The sequence below is a fragment of the Gottfriedia sp. NPDC058432 genome (genome assembly GCF_042721555.1).
Classification (GTDB): domain Bacteria; phylum Bacillota; class Bacilli; order Bacillales; family Bacillaceae_G; genus Gottfriedia.
The window spans coordinates 44,906-64,734 of the sequence record NZ_JBHXLC010000023.1; the positions used below are offsets into that span (position 1 = coordinate 44,906).

Here is a 19,829-nt window from a genome sequence, read left to right on the forward strand (position 1 = left end):
TAGCGCTTGATTTTCTCTGGATTTCCTTATGATGATCAAGCGTTATTACTCTTATAAATCAAAAAAAATTTCACTTGTTATATTTTTAATGCTTGCTATTTCTAGAGGCTTGTTTTATATTATTAAGTGGGATTGTCAGTTAATAAAGATAAAAGGAGGGGGAAATGATTTGCAAAATAAATATAGTTTATACCATGTAATAAATTATAATAATAATGTAAGTTTGCGAACAGTTAATAAATTAGTGGAAGATGGCTTAACTGTACATGATTTTGTCGAGAATACACCAAAATTAAATGTCAAAATTGGTAATAAAAAATCTATAGTTGAAAAAATCAGTAAAGCTATTTCTTTAATTCCACCAGAACAATTCAATAAACCATGTCTGTATCATTTAAATGTTACTGGATTATCGCAACATAATATACTTTTGTTAAAATCGAGTCACATTACTTATCAAGATCTAAAAGATCTTTCTTTAAGTGACTTTATAACAATTACTTCTTCTGACCGTGTTTCTACATACGAAAGAATAATTGAAGCTTATAAAGCATTTGAATTGCTATACAATCATTCTTTAAAAACAGAAATACTTGAAACTGCTTACATTGATACATCTGTGCTTATTGAAAATTACATCAATTCACTTGAACCAGGAACATTCTTCTCCGTAAATCAGTTGTTAGAAGCAATTCCATTAATATCTGAAGAAAATGTTATGGTTTTTTTGAAAAAAAACTTACTTTTAAACAAAGGTTTGTGGTACAGAAAAAAATATAAAAAACTGGAATACCATCTAAATAATCAAGCGTCTACAAAAAATATGGATGTTTTAATTTCGCGGATTGTTGAAAATAAGACCTTACAAGAGTTAGCTAATTCTCTAAATATAACTCGGCAAGCTATTTCATTACGTGAAAAGTCTGCATTAAAAAGTTTTCCAGTTACTGAAGAAGAAATATTATACAAAGAATTTTTCGAAAATTTCAGTTGTTCTAAACAATTGTTTTGTGAGCTATTTAATGTTAATGAAATTGTTTACAATTTTTTGACATTAAGACTTAAAAAGGGTAAAAAAAATATCTTGGATCATTTATCTGATTTTCAATTTAGTGAAGCACAAAAAAAAATCATTTTAAATCATTTTAACGGTATAATTAACCATAAAAATGATTTAAGTAATTTGAGTAAAATTTCAGTTTTTGAAGATGTACTCTTTTATTATGGGAAAATTTCTACAAATGATACTGAGCTATTTCCTAAATTCAATGAGTATATAATAAAAAATAACTATGATTTAGAGTTAGCTGAAAACCCAAATGCTCTACGTGGACTAAGCGAACGATGTCAATATGCTTTACGTGATCGAGGACACAATTATCGATATTATGATTTTAGTCAACTAACTGATGAGGAAGTTAATCGGTTAAAGGAGTTATTAAACTTACCAAATGGTATTTATAATATGAAGAGAATTTATAACGATTATATCGATTTTATGAAATCAATTGATATAAAAAATGAAAATGAACTTCATAACCTTTATAAAACATTTATCCCAATGCCTAACATCACTTATAATCGTATGCCTGAGTTTGCAGTAGGGAATATAGAAAAGAACGAATTTTTGATACATTTATTTCATGAACAAGCTCCTATCCATATTGATGAATTCGTGAATTTCGTAAATGAAAATTATTTCTTAAAGAACACCTCTTTAAAGAGTCATATTCAAATGTTTCTTTCTGAATATGTCAGTGAGGACATTATCCGTGTCAAATATGAAGATGTTTCTGTTGAAGAAATTGCCTATCTAAAATCCATTTTAACCAGAGAAATCCATACAGTGGATGAAATTGTGGAAAAAGGAAATCAAAAATATAATGATTTCCATGATAAATTTATCAATAATATGGTTTTGAAGCAGTTAGATTATTCAATTAGAAGTGGATTTATTTTAAGCAATGCTTATAGCAGAGTAGAGAGATACTTTATTAAAGAAATTCTTAAAAATGACTATTTCATTAATAATCGTTTACCAGTAAATCGTACACAAATTTTTTGGAAAGTCATTTACGATTTAGAAAAAAATCTGGACCTATTGAAAGTTGAAAAAAACATGTACATTACAGCAGAAAAGCTAAATCAATCAGGTGTACCAAAATCTTTAATTATAGACTTTCAAAATAAAGTAACCCAATTTGTTGGTAATGAAAAGTACTTCACTGTATCCCAAATACAAAAACAAGGTTTCATGCACAAATTATTCGATTTAGGGTTTGATAGCATTTTTTATGATCGTATTTTATGGGCGGATCCAAGAATCAAAGCAATTACTTTAGATGCTGGATATATATTTATCATCCAAAATGATGATGTATCATTTGTAGACTTTTTACAGTGGTTAATAAATGAGTTCGAAGTGATAGAAGGATTCGATTTAATTAATTATATTAATGAAAAGTACCGTGTGTCTATCGAGCTTCAAAAAGCTGTTACGCTTCTTCAAAGTACCGAAATATATTATTCACCTGAATTATCCAAATTCTATTGCGATAAAAATACATTTTTTGAGGAGATATATAAATGACAACAATTAATTTAAAGGAATTAATCGAACAAAATATCATTAAAGAAACTGATGCTACACGAAAATTAACAATTCAAGGTATTACAAAAAATTACAAGGTATACCGTATTCCGGTAGAATATCTACATTATAATAATAAAAATGGACGTATTATCAGCTCTATCAATCGCTATGAATCTGAAGGTAATGTATTAGATACTACAGATAAAGAAGCTTATAACAACATTTTACAGAGCTATATTATCGACTCCAACTCATCTGCGCTACAAGCAACTAAAGCGAACATTAAACTATTTGGTCAACGGTTACCGGGAGTTGTATTAAATGACGGAAGGGTCATTGATGGAAATCGCAGGTTCACATGCGTTCGGCTAATAAATAAAGAGGATGGTACAAATCTTTATTTTGAATCAGTAATTTTAGATCAAGCGGAAGGTTTATCAGATACAGACATTAAACGTTTAGAATTAAATTTACAGCATGCTGAAGAACGCCCAGTTGATTATGATCCCATCGATAATTTAGTTGAAGTTTATAGTGTTATTGTTAAAGACAAGTTATTTAGCATAGAAGATTATGCACATAATACAAATAAGAAAAAATCAGATGTTGAAAAAATGGTAAAAAAGGCAAATCTAATGGTTGATTTCTTAGAATTCATTAATGCTGAAGGGAAATATTATGTCGCACGCGATTTAAATTTAGATGGACCATTACAAGAAATCATGGGAATATTAAATAAAGAAGATGATGAAGATGAAGCTGAATATTTACGCGTGAGAAACGCCCTGTTTACTGCAATGGCGATTCCTCATCGTGGAGATTTAACTCGACACATTCGCGAAATTGGTAAAAATATTTTAAAAGCAAATAATCGCGAAGAATTCTTAGATGAATATGAAGAAATAGTTGAAGAAGTGTACGAGGCATTTCAAGAAAAAGAAGAAGTTACGAAAGAAGTAATTCGAGAAGTCAATGCAGACTTAGACTCAACTATTAAATCACAATCAGAGAATCTGATTCAAGGAAAAATCACAGAAACGATTATTTCTGGTATTCAATTCCAACCAGTCGAATATTTAAAACGAGCATTTACAGCACTTGAGTCAATTGATACAGATCAAATCCCTCGTCTAGATGCGACTTCAAAACTAGAATTCAAGACACTACTTGAAAAAATAGAAGCAACAACGAAATTATTTGGTGATAAAATTGGTGTTTAATGAGATTGCCCTTAAGCCATCTTATTATACAACTAGTTCAAATATTGTAAATGAATTTTACAATCCTGTTCTCGAAATTGCAACTTCCTATGATCGAGTAAGTGGTTATTTTAGCTCTAAGGCCCTGGCAGCATATGCTAAGGGCTTGAAAGGGCTCGTTCAAAATGGTGGGAAAATGAGGCTTATTATTTCACAAGATATTAGCGAAGAGGATTTTGAATTGATTAAACTAGGTTACAATCTTCGAGAGCAGCTTTTGAATAATTTATTTTCAAAGTTAGATGAACCTTTAACAAATGATGAGCAAATGAATTTTTGTAATTTAGCACACTTAATCGCAAAAGAAAAAGTGGATTTTAAGATTGGCTTTAAGACATTAGGTTTGTTTCATTCGAAATTCGGATTATGTGAAGACAAAGAAGGTAACATAATATATTTTACGGGATCTAATAATGAAACTAATGCAGCAATTGAAAAAAATTTCGAATCTTTTGACATTACCGCATCTTGGCTATCATCAGATTTTGACAAACAAAAATTAGTTCGTGCACGACAAGAATTTGAAACACTTTGGGAAGACAAAGCACAAACTATGTGTGTTTATGTGAAAGAAATTAATGAAGTAATAAAGAAAAAAATTATGTCATTTGATAGAGGGAGACTTATTTTGAACACAGATATGTTAACTGATGATGCTTTAGTTTTATCAATTGATGATGACAAATTATTTTTAGAGGATACTTTAACATCATATGTGATTAAAGGAAAAGACTACGCATTACAAAAATTAACACCCTATCTAGAAAATGCTTATCCAAATTTTAAATCTGACTTATCGTACATGGATATGAACGAAATCATTAAAATATTTGAGCGATTTGCTAGTAGGAAAAAGTTCAGGTTTATAGTGAGTAAGGAACTTGAACACTATTTAGAACAGCAAGCCTATTGGATAGAAGAACGATCTAAATATGCAATTCTATTAAAATGTCAAGATGAACAAATAGTAGATCGATTTATAGAATTCCAACAAATCGTAAGTGTAGAACTTGACCGAAAGTTACGTGAAAAGCAAATGTGGAGTGCTTTTTATATGCAACAAATGAAAAAAGCTGCAAACTTCTCTGTTCCAGGTGCCGGAAAAACATCAATGATTTATGGTGTATTTGCTTACTTAAATTCGCCCCAAATTAACAAGATTGATAAGATTATAATGATAGGTCCCAAAAACTCATTCTTAGCATGGAAACAAGAATTCAAAGCGAACTTCGGTGATAAAAAAGAGCTTAAACTTCTGGATATACATGATGAAGAATCACCTAGTATTCAACTTGAAATTAATAGTTCTAACAAAAACTTAATTTTAATAAATTATGAGTCTCTCCAAAAATATGAAAGTATTTTAAGTGAAATTATTGATGACCGAACAATGTTAGTTTTCGATGAAATACACAAAATAAAAGGGGTTAGAAGTAAACGGGCCCAGGTAGCGAAGAAAATTGCAGAAAAACCGTTATTCAAATTTGTATTAACAGGTACACCAATACCAAACACGTACGAGGATATATTTAACTTTTTAAATATTCTATATACAGATGAATATAAAAAGTTTTTTAATTTCAAAATTAACGAATTAAAAAATCCAGACGTATTAAAAATCAAAAAAATCAATGATAAATTGTATCCATTCTTTTGGCGAACTACAAAAATGGATCTTCAAGTTCCACCAGCGAATACTGATGAGATTATCAAAGTACCTACTGACACTTTAGAACAGGAAATTATTGATTTACTATATAAAAAATATGGTAATGACGCATTTAACTTATATATCCGTTTGATTCAAGCAGCTTCAAACCCAGAATTATTATTAAAAACCATTAGTCGAATTGAAATGTATGGTGAAGAAGATAATACGAGTTGGTATAATAATTTCGAAAAAGATGATGTTGTTTTTACTGATGAAGAAATTGAAATAATCAGACAAGTCAGTACGACATCAAAATATAAAGCAGCTATTGAGCTTGTTATTAATTTAAAGAATGAGGGCAAGCAATGCTTAGTTTGGTGTATGTTTGTTAATACAATTGACAAAGTATATAACGATTTAAAATCTAAAGGTGTTAAAGTAGCAGTCATTTACGGTAGTACCCATCAAAAAGAGCGTGAGGAAATTATTGAAGCATTTAAACGAGAAGAAATCGAAGTTTTGATTACCAATCCGCATACTTTAGCTGAATCGGTATCTTTACATCGTACTTGCCATGACGCTATTTATTTAGAGTACTCCTTTAATCTTACACATATGTTACAGTCACGAGATCGTATCCATCGTCTAGGTTTAAAAGATGATGATTATACTCAATATTACTATTTTATGTTAGAAGGTCAAAATGAAAGACAAAACACAATTGATGAGCGAATATATTATCGATTAAAAGAAAAAGAACAGCGTATGATTAATGCAATTGAAAATGGAATCTTAGAACCAGACCCGGAAGTTGATTATGAAGAAATTTTGAATCTATTCAAGATATAATATCTTTGCCATATATGTAATCTATTCTCGTAATCATTGTTATGGCAAAATGGATAAATTATTATATTCATGATTTATGAAAATAGGTTCTTTAGAAATAGTTTTCTTAAATTTATGATAAAATAAAGAACCGTACCTGAATGGGTACGGTTTCTTACAAAAAACAAGTCTGTTAAATTAAAATTAAAGAGATTAAATTAGTGATTAATTTTTTAAAAAAGTGTTTAATTGTTCCAAGTATAAAATATCATATATATTTTTCCGTTCCAATATCACTTGAAACTACTCAAAATTCTTCAACTCTAATCCTTAAATTTATAGAATCCTCGATAGTAATTACAATAATATTTAAGTAATTGTATTATCTTTTTACATCCATAAAAATTTTTATCAAGAATACACAGAACATAATGCATGTTCATTAAATTCTATTCCTCAATTATGTAGAATTTCGAACGATAGAATGCCCTAATTAGTTTCTTTAATATAATACAAATCAAATTATTAAGACTTAAAAAGTAAGTAAAGTAAAAGTGCTTTACAGAATTTTTTTTATTTTATTAAAATAAATATTTATCAGGTCAACATTAATTTAAAGTTGATCTTTTTCTAATCATAGCTTATAATACTCTTATAAGAGAAAGGATGTTCGTGTTATGAGTAATAAGTTGAACGTAGTTGAACTATTTGCTGGTGTTGGTGGATTTCGTTTAGGATTAGAAACCGCAGATGCAGATTTTTTTAAAACAGTCTGGGCTAATCAGTGGGAACCTTCAAGAAAAGTGCAGCATGCGTTTGATTGCTATGCCAGTCATTTTGAAGAAGGTAATAGAAGTAATGAAGATATTACAACTATACCTGATACTGTTTTTCAGAAGTTAAACATAGATTTATTAGTAGGTGGATTTCCTTGCCAAGATTATTCAGTAGCACGTTCGTTATCTGGCGAAAAAGGGCTTGAAGGGAAAAAGGGAGTTCTATTTTGGGAGATTAAACGTGTACTTGAAAATTCACATCCAAAGTATGTATTATTAGAAAATGTAGATCGTTTATTAAAATCACCATCAAAGCAACGTGGACGAGATTTTGCAATCATGTTAGCAACATTACGTGATTTGGATTATATTGTAGAGTGGCGGGTAATAAATGCTGCAGAATATGGTGCGGCTCAAAAACGTCGACGTGTATTCATTTTTGCTTATAAAAGTACATTAGATTATGCAGAGAACCAGTTGAATTTCCATTTGGATGAGATTGTATTTAATAAAGGTTTCTTTGCGAAAGCATTTCCTGTTAAAGAAGAACCATATCAAAATCGTAGATCAACAGTTAAATTACCATTAGATATGTTAGAAATTTCGGATGAGTTTTCTTTTAATTTTTATTCTGCTGGTTGTATGAGGTCTGGTAAAGTATTCACAACGCAGACACAGGTATTAAACGAAGAGAATATCCCATTGAAAGATATATTAGTTGATGAGACAACTATTGATGAGAGCTTTTACTTGACGGAGGCAGTAGCTGAAAAATTTGCTTACTTAAGAGGACCCAAGAGAATAAAACGTACTTCTTCTGAAGGACATGATTATTTTTTTTCAGAAGGGGGAATGTCGCCGACAGACGATATAAATGGTCCAGGACGTACAATGTTAACAAGTGAAGGATCGGTAAACCGTAGTACTCATATCGTGGAAGTAGAGGGTCGTAAGCGTTTTTTAACTCCAGTTGAATGCGAACGCTTAAATGGTTTTCCAGATAATTGGACAGAGGGCATGCCAAATCGAATGCGTTACTTTTGCATGGGAAATGCGCTTGTAGTGGGATTAATCTCTAAAATGGGTAAGCAAATCAAAAAAATTGAATTAGAAGAACAAGAAGAAATCTCACAATTAAAATTTAATATTTAAATGCTAGATTCTGAGGAAAGATAATAACTCCTTAATGTACGTCGAATTTATATATAATTATGCAAAAAAACTATCTTTGTGAATATTATGCGAAATAATTGCCGTTTTAAAAATTAATCTAAATATGGTATGTAAAGTTAATGTATAAAATTAATGGAATAAACGTGAGAAAACGATAAGCTGCTACTCTACCTTGACAGGGTAGAGGTCGCTGGTTCAAGTCCAGTTGGGATCATACAAAAAACCCTTGTTATTCAAGGGTTTTTATATTGTATAACAGAGGGATAAAAAATATAAAACAGGTGTTGTGGGGCACTAATGGGGCAGAAAAAATTTTTGTTAGACGTTTGTGATTGTATTAAAAGAAAGGGGAAGTTAGATTATGAGCTCCCCTCGAATTAGGAGATTTTTGGTTCTCGTTTAGTTCTAAAAGATTGAAACAAGGTAAAACGACAATTAATGTCCAATAATGTAAACACAAGGAAAGGGGATTTCAATGAAAGTCAAGGATATAAAAAAGCACTTACAAAGTTATTCAATATATGGGAAACGACAAACTACTATTAATCATGCGTTTGCTTCCGCTTTAGCTATTTGTGATCCATATTCGGAAGAAAAAGTTAAGCAGGCATTAGTAATACTTGGAATGAATCCAGAGGAAGATTTGGATTGTTTTTATTGTGATGACAAAAAAGCTGAGACATGGGATCATGTTGTAAACTTAGTGAAAGATGGGAAATTTAAAGGATACGGTCACCAGATAGGTAACTTAGTCCCTAGTTGTAAGGATTGTAATTCAGCTAAGGGTAAAAAGGATTGGGAAGTATTTCTGGAGTCCCAGTTTAAAGAAGAAAGATTAAAAGAAAAAAAGAAAAAACTTAAGGAATATATAAATAAAAATGTAATTAATACGTTAGATATTATGGAAGAGTTTGATGGAGATTTAGAAGAATACTATAAGATTAAAGAGGATATTTTTTTGCTTATGAGAAAAGCGGATAATGTTGCTGATCGTGTTAGAGAAAAAGTAGCAAAAAAGATAACACATTCAAGTTAACTTATCTAGAAAAGCTGTAGTTTAAATGCAAATCTCTTTGACAGAATTGCAAAGCTTAATTGTAGAATGAAAAGAAATATAAAATACAATTTGTTTTTTGGATTAACATTACAAAAAATAGAAACGGAGAGGGTAAGTTTGAGGGAATTCTGGAATATGTTTATTAAAGAAATTATAAATGGAGGTATTACAAAAGAAGAATTTGAGGTAGAAAGGCGAAGACGAATTAAGGAAGGTTTGAAAAAAACTTTTTTGTAAATTAATAATTTTAATCCAATGCCCCGAAATAAAATTTATGACTATTTTAACAGAGTAGATATTTCCTCTGAATACATAGATTCTATCTTAGAAGAGTTAATGGAAGAAAATCATATTCAAGAAGATTGTAATGGTAATTTAAGTATTAGAAGATTATATTAAAGTATAGTTCTGAGTTTTGTTTTGAATAACATATTAGGGATATATAATATTAAATGGTGAATACCGCTTACTTCATTAAAGGTGCTGTTTTTATCAGTTTAAGAGACATTTGTGCTGCACAGTACAAGGATACTAGCAATACACAACTATTAAGAGACGATTACTCCAAAAGTAATCGTCTCTTCCCTATTAAAAGATTAAATTTAAGAAAATAGAAAGTTGTTTATCTCAGTTGGTATTTTTGGTGTTTGAATAGATAATCCTTAGTTACTAATAAGAACTAAGGAGAGTTGTTATTATGAATCTAGGAGAGCAAGTATTATCAGAATTAGTGGCTGCTTTAAAAGATTTGTATCCTTATATTGAAGTGGAAAATACAAAGAATAAATTGTCTACTGTTCTATCAGAGTATTATAATCAAAGAAAAATAGGTATAATCGCTCAAAGAGCAGGCTTACAGGATAAAGTAGTCCCCATGTTTTAAGATATACTTTTGCAACATTAACATTAGATAGTGGAGCTGAGCTCGTAACTATTCAGGAATTGTTAGCTCACAGCTTGCCAGATACTACACTAAGATATGCCAAAATTATTCATGTACGGAAACGTGAACAGCATAAAAGATATGTATTTCAATAAGAGTGATTGTCATTGGACACATACAGCGTAGCAATGAACCTCATTTTTAGTGGACTATGTGAGAATGTAATTAAAGTATAGAACGGTTATCTACAGTAATTATCCTAAATACAATTTCCATTAGTAGGATTAGATGCATTTGACTAATTTAGATAGTGGTGTTAAAATGACACCATAAGTAAGAAAGACACCAAAATGGAGTGGATTATAATGGAAGAAAAAACTAGATTGAATCTATCTCTTGCCCAAGATGTAGATGATGCTTTGAACAACATATCTGAGAAGTTAAAGATGAGTAAGAACTCACTTATTAACTTAGCCTTGTCAAAACTTCTTGTTGACTATGGGGTAATTGACTTACACAAAGAAACAAATGAACAAAATGAAGTACTCAAGAGTACAGAATACTGTGACCTATTAAAGCAAGGGCGATTGGTAGATGGGGAGACAATCAGCACTATCGAACGAATTAATGTTAAAGCAACAGGAGAAGACGAAATTCGCTTTTCGTACTATAAGTTCAACAAGAACGGTAATGAGAGATTAATTCTTAGACCATTAGATATCAGCGAAAATGAACTTCTAATGTTATTTGCTGATTCAGTTAATGAAAAGGTGTTTTCACCTGATTTCCAAAGAAAGTTAAAAGCCATTTTATAATCTAATCAGAGGAGATGGATATGATGAGTATCTGGGAAATGCATGATGTAGAAGGCAAAATTCGAGTGCTACTGTCAGAAGTGAAATATCGAAGCAATCCAGAGCATCATTTTGGCACACCTTTTGTAACAGCCTATCAGTTAGCAATTGAACTGAATAAAAGATACCCTGAAATTGCTAATGAGCTTGGCTATAAAGTAGGAGGACAATGGACAAATGAACAGAATTCCTTGTCGCAATATATTGCTCAACAACTATCTAGAAATATTAAATCAGGTAGAACGCAAGACATTGAAGGTTCATTCCTCTCAAATTGCAATTTAGATGATATGGTCTTTAATAATAATGGTGAAATACTTACGTCTTCTTTAACCAAATCCCAGTATGATGTATCAATGTATCGCTTAGTAAAGTAGAGATGGAATATAAATTATAGTAGCAGTACTCTGAATTAGCTAAATACCGAAATTTAAAGTGCTGGAATTATGAAGGGATTTTTTAAAATATGGTATATCAAAATACAAAGCCTAGAATTGACCGATAGTGTGTTTAAAAAACTTGATCACTGTGATGGCGAAATCATAATAAAGTCAAACGGGAAGAATTTAATAAAAGTATATAGTCCAGATTTAAGTCTAAAAAAAGGTGATTTAGTTTATATTTTAGAGAATGAACGAAAGACTGATAGAAAAGCTTTTTTGGGAGATATTGTTAAAGCTGCTCATTATTGTGACATATCTGATTACACAGTGACCTTAATTATCATAATGAAGGAAACTTCAATTCAAACTACTGTTATACAAATATCTCAACATATAAAAAAATATTTTCATTGGATGAAATCTAAGGGGATTCTATCTTTAACAGATATCATTGTAATGTCTGATACAGAGTATAAAAAATCTATAGAGAATAACGAGATAATAAGTTGCGAAGATTTTTTAGGACGAAGTATTTCTTGCTTATAAAGATTCAATGTCACTTTTGAACTTGCTGATTATAACCATAGAATACCTCTAATACAAAAGTAACCTTCCACAGTCAGGTACTAAAGTAGAAGAACAAATACAGAAAAACAGAAAACAGATTCATTTGCTACGCAGAACAAAAAAATACTGTCGAAAAGTTCCTTTCTAAGACGATTAGGTTCAAAGTTATCGTCTTATCATATTTGACTTATACTATGCAACAACGATTGCCATATTTGCGGAGAAGAACAACAATTTGTTATTTTATTTTCTTGTATGACTTAAATATGAAGTTTTGCGGTCATTGTGAAGTTAATCTTTAACTGGTGGTTTAGTTAAAGATTAAATCAAAAACCTCATTATAAGTATCGGCAAGTTATTTGGTAAATATCATAGTGGGATTGGACTTGGAGGGATACAATAAAAAAAGCCATTCTTTTTGGAATGGCTAATAAAACTTGTTAAGAACATCTTATGTAATTACTCGCGTACAATCGATTTTAGCTAAGTAAAGGATAACCCCACGATTTTGCAAGGAGGTCTCTATATTTATATTTTATTTATCCGAAAGATAAGTTAATAGAGATACACCTTGAACGGTTAAGACTACTGAATGACCTCCGCCATCTTGATAGATAGTGAAAAGTCCGTTTGAATATAGCTCACGAACAGCTAATTCAAGTAACTGCACTTCAAGTTGCCTTCCACTCTTCTCATTATATTCCAGAACAAATTGAATATACCAATCTTCAACAATTGCTTGACCTAACACATGTCGGCCACTTGGACTCAAATTAAGTTGTTCGGGCCAATTTTTATTATCAATTAATAAGATTAAAGCTTGAATAGTTAATTTATCTATCAATTCTAGGAAGTAATTGTGTTGTGAAAACTTTTCTTGTAAATTGTCATCAACTAAAGTTTCTAACGTGTTTGATAAAATCTTAACTCCCTCTTCAACATATGGCATACTTTCTGATATTCGCTTGTATTTGTTAAATAACACAAGGCCATATTGATGATTAGTTAACATTTTTAGTAGTTTTTCTTTAATCTCTTCGAAATCTTCAACTCTATTGAATAATTCATTGAAAACTGCAATGCGCTTTTGCTCTTCAATATTTCTATTGTATTCTTCGTGGATTTATAAAAACTGTTTAAGAACTGGAATATTATCTGCAATTGCTCCTCTTGCAACACTTTTAACACTGTCCCACAACTGTTTCTTTTTGTCATCTGTTGACACTTCAATTTCTCTAAGTGATTCTTCGTATCCCTTCTTAATACCAGAAACATCATTTATAACAGGAAACTTTTTACTTTCAGAATATTGTCCATTATAGATTTCCCCTAGCCAGGCCAAATATAAACTCGTTCCATATATTAACACGAATTTATCTTGAAGTCACTTCATTCGTAGCTCTGGAATCGATGCGTGTGTTGCTTACTAGTCCTGACCAAAGTTAAACGTTGAAACCATAGAGGAGAGGGATTTGTATAAAATGCCGATGGGGTAAGAGTTCTCGGGTTTGTTAATCGAACGGGGGCAAATGTTGAAGAGGATAGAAAAAAAGATCAGTTTGCTGGAATCATATAATTCCCTCCATTCTTGACGGTTACAAGTGGATAGTTTTACAAACCTTCTCCAAGCAATGGATATTAAAGTCGTCCTTGGATGATGGAACATTGGTCGGAAAACTTGCACCAAGTAAAAGATAAGAATTTAGCGGTGCTTTAACGCAGAAATATCGCTTATTAGCATTTTTCATAAAATGTTCATTGATTTCCTTGTATAATATATTTAATGAAAAGATTGAGGAGATAGTTTAAATGTCTGAAGATAAAATGTTAAATAACTCAAATGAAATCTATGAAATTGTTGTCTCTAACCCTATAGGGGGTGAGCTTTCTTTGGAAAAAATAACTGAAGATAAATTGAAAGCAAAGAAAAAATACAAGGAAGTCTTTGTATCTGAATTGTCATTGATGATGGGTAACGTTTCACAAACGGCATTGCAAGTTGCTAATCAAGGAATGACTTTAGCTCAAATTGCAAAACAAGCACCTAATGGCTTGTTTACGGCAACTTCAAATCCCGTCAATTTGTCGAAATTTGCAAATGGAACTACAACAACAATGGTGCGAGACGCGTCGGGACTTTTAGTCGAGCACGCTGGTTTTGCTGACGTTGGTTTAAGTGCTTCAGTGAATCCAGCAATTATTCTTTCAGCAGGAATGCAAGTGATGTCAGCTGTTTCAGGGACATATTATTTGCATAAAATTAATGCTCAAATTAAAGATATGGATGCGAAATTAGAAGAACTTCTAAATATCCATCATGATACAAACATTGGGCGTTTGATAGCAGCTAGAAAGGGTTTGTATGAAATTGCAAATAGAGAATTTGTTGATACTACTGATTTATCTGCTATTAGGAACTATAAAAAAACTGCAGATGAAATTCATGAAGAATATATATATCGTTTGAAAAGACAAGAAAGTGAGGAAAAGAAACTTTCGGATAATAATTTCACAATTACTATTGCTTTTGAGGCTAATAAATTATCTTTGTTTGCAGAACTAATTGAAATTGGAACAAGAATGAAGATAGGTGGTCAAATAGAAATTATTAATGGACTAACAAGGCAATTAAAACAAAATTATGCTAATAGTTTTTATCATAATAATGAATTAGAAGTTGAGAAGAGCTATTCAATAATACAGCAACGGAGTAGTAACGAATTGGTTGATAAAAAGAAAAAATTTGAAAAATCATTAGATGAATTAACTGATATTCGTATTTCTACTGATGAGGGCATTTCATCTATAATTAAAACGGGCATCAACTTAGGTGGTGTTTTTAAATATAAAAGCGATGTTAATAAAGCCAAAGAAAAAGTTGAGTTAGTAAACAAAAACTTGAGCACAGTTAAAAAAGGTATGGAACAGAACAAGGAGAGAGATGGAATTGATAATATTATTGATGAAGTCGTTGAACTACCAAATAAAGAAACAGAAATCCTGTTTATGCCTACCGAAAATAACAAACAACGAGTATTTGTGCCTATTAAAGATGAGTAGAAAAATAATTTGTGAATACGCTACAAAAGCCTTCAAGATTATCTTGTTGGCTTTTTTGATGTGAAAATGGAGGTGATGAAAAAAGTGTATGGTTTTACTTAAAACGGTACAATCAACTCGTGAAACGATCTTGGATTAGGCTTTACCGAAGTACCTATCATTCCGGATACACAGCGGGTGATTTATACAATTGAGATTGAAGGACGAGAAGGCAGTCTAACCATGTTTAATTTGTATAAAGAATTGGTCTACTAGGAGGAGACTTTTGGAGAAAGAGTTCCTAAGGTTGTCTAATTAGACAACATCTTTTTTAGTTCAAAAATCAACATTTTAATTTAACAGAGCCTATTTTTAAAAATTGCAGCGGTTGATATTTGCCCCCTATGCATACTTTTTCGAGTGTCGGAGTCCTAGTCTAAATGGTAAATAAAGAAATCAAATGTCTGTAAAATTTCTAGTGAAATTAGGACAAGGTGCTAAAAATACTCTGGGATCTGTCCTTACGGTTTTTCGTGTTGATGATTGGGGAGATGAGTTAGAAGCTTTAATAAAGGGTACTCACCCAACACCTGATCCTGATGACAACAAAGAGGAAGAAGAGATTATTAAGGAAGATTTTGTACAAAAGGCATTAACAATGGTACAAGACAAGGTGGATAAACTAGATCCTTGGGAAATGCAAGATTTGTTAGCGGGGTTACTACAAGCCATGGGATACAATGTTCGAGTTAGCCCCAAGGGTCCTGATGGTGGTGTAGATATATTAGCCCATAAGGATGCTTTTGGGTTTGAGAAGCCAATTATTAAAGTGCAAGTAAAACATCGCAAGTCAACTTCTGGTTCACCAGAAATTCAGCAATTGCTAGGAGCTCTCCCGATTGATGCAAATGCTTTATTTTTGTCCACTGGTGGATTTACATCACAAGCAAAAGAGGTAGCAAGACAAAACAACGTTAAGTTACTCGATTTAGAAGAATTAGTAAACTTAATAGTTTATTGGTACGAAAAAATGCCTAATGAAACACTTTCATTATTGCCATTACAAAAGATATATGTACCTGAGTAAAAATAAGTTATTATATATTAAAAAGACTCCCTTTAAGGGAGTTTTGTTATGTTGATTAAGATAGAAGGGACCCATGGAATTGAATGATGACAAAGATCTTATCCTAATAAAAAACATGGATAAAACAGAAGAAATAGAGTTTTGTGAACTAGTAAAAGACAAATTCGAAGTTAAATATCGAAATAGTAGTAAGTCTTATTGCTATAATTCTTTGAATGTTTGTTGGTATAAGAATCCCAAAGTATATGACCCAAAGAAATGGCTTGTTTATGAAAATAACAATCCAGTCAGCGGTGTAATTAAGATTCTTGATTTTGGAGAATATATAAAACTTAAGTTTCAATCGGGTTATAAAAAGTTATACAAAAAATCAGAGATTTATATCGAAGAAACTAGTTTAAAGAATAGTAGTTCAAACAACATCTTTGAATATCTAAATAAACTTGCAGGACAAATTAGTGTAAGGGATGAAAGAGAGAAAAGTTTTTTAAGTCAACAATACAGCAAACTTGAAGTAATTAGTCCCCGTAGCGTTTTATCAACATATTTAGACAAAAAGTCATTTATTAAAAATGATATTGAAGTAAATGCTATTTTCCCTTTTGGGTTTAATCAAAGTCAAAAATATGCAGCTGAGAAAGCATTAAATAATCAAATAAGTGCAATTGAAGGACCACCTGGAACCGGAAAAACACAAACTATCTTAAATATTATTGCAAACGCAATTTTAAATGATAAAACTGTCGCAGTAGTATCGAATAATAATTCTGCAACCGCAAATGTGTTAGAAAAGTTACAAAGATACGATATTGATTTCATTGCAGCATATTTAGGAAATAACGAAAATAAAGCAAAATTCTTAGCAGAACAAAACAGTATATTACCGAATATGAACGGCTGGAAAATGACAATCGAAGAATTTGACTTATTAAAAACAGAATTAATTTCATCTCAGAAAAAATTAAATGAAATGCTAAGTTATCGAAATAAACAGGCACTTTTAAAGCAAGAATTATCAAATATACGAACTGAAAATGAGTATTTTAATCAGTATTATAAAGAAACTGTTTTTGAAAATTACCATTTCAAATCCATATCTAAATTAAATTCAGATAAAATATTAAAATTGTTAATTGAATATAAACAAAAGTCTTTCAAAGGAAAAATAACCTTAACAGAAAAGTTATTCAACTTATTCATTTATGGAGTATATGATTTTAAAATTTATAGTTATCCACCTGAACAAGCTATCTCATATTTACAAAAGAATTTTTATGAGAAAAAAATCAAAGAGATTAATATTCAATTAAATGCATTAACTAAAACACTTGAAAACTATAACTTTGAAAATGAAATGAAAGAATATAGTAGACGTTCAATGGACTTATTTAAAGCGAAGTTGGCGATGAAATATAGTGGCAGTAATAGAAGTGTGTTTCAAAAAGGGGATCTTTGGAGGAATTTCGATAAATTTGCTAATGAATATCCAGTAATCCTTAGTACAACTCATTCATTACTCAATAGTACCGGGAAAAATTATCTCTTTGATTACGTAATTGTAGATGAAGCTTCCCAAGTTGATATTGTTACTGGGGCGCTTGCACTTGCAACAGCTAAAAATGCAGTAATAGTAGGTGACACGAAACAGCTTCCAAATGTAGTGCCAAAAGAAGTTACTTCGATCACAAACAATATATTTAATTCTTATGGATTAGAGGAAGCTTATAAATATACTTCAAATAGCTTATTGTCATCGTTCCTTACATTATTTGAAGATATACCTAAAACATTATTAAAGGAACACTATCGCTGCCATCCTAAGATTATTGGGTTCTGTAATCAAAAGTTTTATAATAATGAATTGATTGTAATGACTGATGAAGAGGATTTAAATAAACCATTGGTTTTATACAAAACTGCAATAGGTAATCATGCGAGAGGGATGATAAATCAAAGACAAATTGAGGTTATCTTTGATGAAATTATACCAGAACAAAAAATAGATGAAGGAAAACAATCGGTAGGTATTATTTCACCTTATCGTATGCAGGCCGAAGAGCTTTCAAAGGTTGCAGGTCGTCGCAATATACAAGTAGATACGGTTCATAAATTTCAAGGGAGAGAAAAAGATGTAATAATCCTTTCTACAGTAGCTAATAAAGTAAAAGCTGAAGACTTTGTAGACGACCCAAATTTGATAAATGTTGCAGTTTCTCGTGCTGTCGATAAATTAATTGTTGTAGCATCAGATGGTGGAGAAGAATGGAAAGGCACTAATATTGGAGATTTAGTAAGATATATTCAATATAATAATTTTAAGTTATTGAGAGTAAAATTTATTCTGTATTTGATCTTCTATATAGTAGCTATTCAGACAAATTACTAGATACGTTGAAAAAGACTAAGAATGTTTCTAAATATAAATCAGAAAATATAATGAATGTAGTCATAAGTGACATTTTGAATTTGCCTGAATATCAAAACCTTAGTTATGTAATGCATCAGCCTTAAAGGATGTTAATTAGAGATCCATTTAAATTGACAGATGAAGAAGCGGAATATGCGATGAATATTTTGACACATACTGATTTCTTAATTTTTAATAAAGTTGATAGGATGCCAATTTTAGTTGTTGAAGTAGATGGTTATGCTTTCCATGCAAATAATCCAACACAATTAAAGCGAGACATGATGAAAGATGAAATATTAAATAAATATGATATTCCTATAATTAGATTGAAAACAAATGAAAGTAGAGAGGAAGAAAGATTACTTTTAAAATTAAAGAATGTCATAGGATAAAAGTCCAAATAGCGTTATTAATAGAAATGATGTAATAAATAAGATTAAACTGAGACCTGCTCAATTTTTTGAGTAGGTTTTTTATTTTCAAGATTAAATTATTACTAAAAACATCAATTCCCCAAATAGAACCAATACTTTCATTCACCCACTCAATTTTCTGACCATCCCATCAGTTAAGATTAATCCAGATTTAATCAAACCCTAATTTTAAAAAACTGAAGGAGGAATTCCAATGAAAAAATTCACTTACCTATTATTAGCATTTCTAATTACTCTACAAGCAGGCTGTTCATCAAACAACCAGGCAAAACAAACAACAAAAGATCCAAAACCAAAAGAAGAAAAAGTAGCCGTCGACAAAGGCCTATTCAACGTAAAACTTACTCTACCAGCTTCAATGTTCGAGGGTGATGACATCAATAAAGTAATTGCCGATGCTGAAAAAGAAGGAATTAAAGTAACAAAGAATAGCGATGGCTCTCTAACCTACAAAATGTCAAAATCACAACATAAAAAAATAATGAAGGGTATGAGAGAGCAAATTATTAAAACAGTCAATGAAACAAACGAAAGTAAAGATTTTGCTTCACTGAAGGATGTCACTTACAACAATGATTTTTCAGAGTTCACTTTAATTGTAGACAAATCAGCTTATGAAAATAGCATGGATGGTCTCGCAGCATTAACATTTGGAATGTCAGGAATGATGTATCAACTTTATAACGGAGTAGATCCAAATGATTATAAAGTCACCATCTTAATAAAGGATCAAGCTACTCAAAAAGAGTTTGATAAAATCGTTTACCCAGATGCACTTAAGGATAAATAACTCGAAAATTATTTACGCTAACAAAAAAATTTAAAAGCGAGGTTA

15 protein-coding genes and 2 pseudogenes are annotated in these 19,829 nt (G+C 30.8%); 15 read left to right on the plus strand and 2 right to left on the minus strand.

Going from position 1 to position 19,829, the window contains the following annotated elements:
- Positions 1-31 precede the first annotated feature (31 nt).
- From ACFWM3_RS19260 to ACFWM3_RS19305, 10 genes and pseudogenes are all read left to right on the plus strand, one after another.
- Positions 32-2,590: a hypothetical protein gene (locus ACFWM3_RS19260; protein ID WP_390312536.1), complete on the plus strand. Its 2,559-nt coding sequence runs from the start codon at positions 32-34 to the stop codon at positions 2,588-2,590.
- Positions 2,587-3,813, plus strand: coding sequence for a hypothetical protein (locus ACFWM3_RS19265; protein WP_390312537.1), 1,227 nt, complete (start codon positions 2,587-2,589; stop codon positions 3,811-3,813). Before ACFWM3_RS19260 ends, ACFWM3_RS19265 begins: the two co-directional genes overlap by 4 nt.
- Entirely contained in the window at positions 3,806-6,352 is a 2,547-nt protein-coding gene (locus ACFWM3_RS19270) for an SNF2-related protein (protein ID WP_390312539.1), read from the plus strand. Before ACFWM3_RS19265 ends, ACFWM3_RS19270 begins: the two co-directional genes overlap by 8 nt.
- A gap of 656 nt (positions 6,353-7,008) precedes the next feature.
- Complete coding sequence (gene dcm, locus ACFWM3_RS19275) at positions 7,009-8,259, plus strand: DNA (cytosine-5-)-methyltransferase (protein ID WP_390312540.1); 1,251 nt, start codon at positions 7,009-7,011, stop codon at positions 8,257-8,259.
- Between the two features lie 496 nt (positions 8,260-8,755).
- Entirely contained in the window at positions 8,756-9,316 is a 561-nt protein-coding gene (locus ACFWM3_RS19280) for an HNH endonuclease (RefSeq protein WP_390312541.1), read from the plus strand.
- A 718-nt stretch (positions 9,317-10,034) separates the two neighbouring features.
- Positions 10,035-10,220: a hypothetical protein gene (locus ACFWM3_RS19285; RefSeq protein WP_390312542.1), complete on the plus strand. Its 186-nt coding sequence runs from the start codon at positions 10,035-10,037 to the stop codon at positions 10,218-10,220.
- Between the two features lie 41 nt (positions 10,221-10,261).
- A pseudogene (locus tag ACFWM3_RS19290) lies at positions 10,262-10,375 on the plus strand (hypothetical protein); the annotation flags it as partial.
- Between the two features lie 210 nt (positions 10,376-10,585).
- Complete coding sequence (locus tag ACFWM3_RS19295; RefSeq protein WP_390312544.1) at positions 10,586-11,035, plus strand: hypothetical protein; 450 nt, start codon at positions 10,586-10,588, stop codon at positions 11,033-11,035.
- A gap of 23 nt (positions 11,036-11,058) precedes the next feature.
- Positions 11,059-11,451: a hypothetical protein gene (locus ACFWM3_RS19300; protein WP_390312545.1), complete on the plus strand. Its 393-nt coding sequence runs from the start codon at positions 11,059-11,061 to the stop codon at positions 11,449-11,451.
- A 69-nt stretch (positions 11,452-11,520) separates the two neighbouring features.
- A complete protein-coding gene (locus ACFWM3_RS19305) occupies positions 11,521-12,003 on the plus strand; it encodes a hypothetical protein (RefSeq protein WP_390312546.1) in 483 nt (160 codons plus the stop codon).
- 556 nt (positions 12,004-12,559) lie between these two features.
- On the opposite strand, the gene ACFWM3_RS19310 is transcribed toward ACFWM3_RS19305, so the two are convergent.
- Both ACFWM3_RS19310 and ACFWM3_RS19315 read right to left on the minus strand, forming a co-directional pair.
- Complete coding sequence (locus ACFWM3_RS19310; protein ID WP_390312548.1) at positions 12,560-13,036, minus strand: hypothetical protein; 477 nt, start codon at positions 13,034-13,036, stop codon at positions 12,560-12,562.
- A 111-nt stretch (positions 13,037-13,147) separates the two neighbouring features.
- On the minus strand, positions 13,148-13,366 hold the full coding sequence (locus tag ACFWM3_RS19315) for a hypothetical protein (RefSeq protein ID WP_390312549.1): 219 nt from the start codon (positions 13,364-13,366) through the stop codon (positions 13,148-13,150).
- A gap of 467 nt (positions 13,367-13,833) precedes the next feature.
- Between ACFWM3_RS19315 and ACFWM3_RS19320 the strand changes: the two genes are divergently transcribed.
- The 5 genes and pseudogenes from ACFWM3_RS19320 (at position 13,834) to ACFWM3_RS19340 (ending at position 19,784) form a co-directional block, all read left to right on the plus strand.
- Positions 13,834-15,084 (plus strand): hypothetical protein, encoded by a 1,251-nt coding sequence (locus ACFWM3_RS19320; protein WP_390312550.1) that lies wholly within the window; start codon positions 13,834-13,836, stop codon positions 15,082-15,084.
- 463 nt (positions 15,085-15,547) lie between these two features.
- Positions 15,548-16,150: pseudogene (locus ACFWM3_RS19325) on the plus strand (restriction endonuclease); the annotation flags it as partial.
- Between the two features lie 73 nt (positions 16,151-16,223).
- Positions 16,224-18,536, plus strand: coding sequence for an AAA domain-containing protein (locus ACFWM3_RS19330; RefSeq protein WP_390312551.1), 2,313 nt, complete (start codon positions 16,224-16,226; stop codon positions 18,534-18,536).
- Positions 18,537-18,688: 152 nt separating this feature from the next.
- Complete coding sequence (locus tag ACFWM3_RS19335; protein WP_390312552.1) at positions 18,689-18,952, plus strand: DUF2726 domain-containing protein; 264 nt, start codon at positions 18,689-18,691, stop codon at positions 18,950-18,952.
- A gap of 235 nt (positions 18,953-19,187) precedes the next feature.
- The gene (locus tag ACFWM3_RS19340; RefSeq protein ID WP_390312553.1) at positions 19,188-19,784 is read left to right on the plus strand and encodes a hypothetical protein; all 597 of its coding nucleotides are present in this window, start codon (positions 19,188-19,190) and stop codon (positions 19,782-19,784) included.
- The last annotated feature ends 45 nt before the right edge of the window (positions 19,785-19,829 follow it).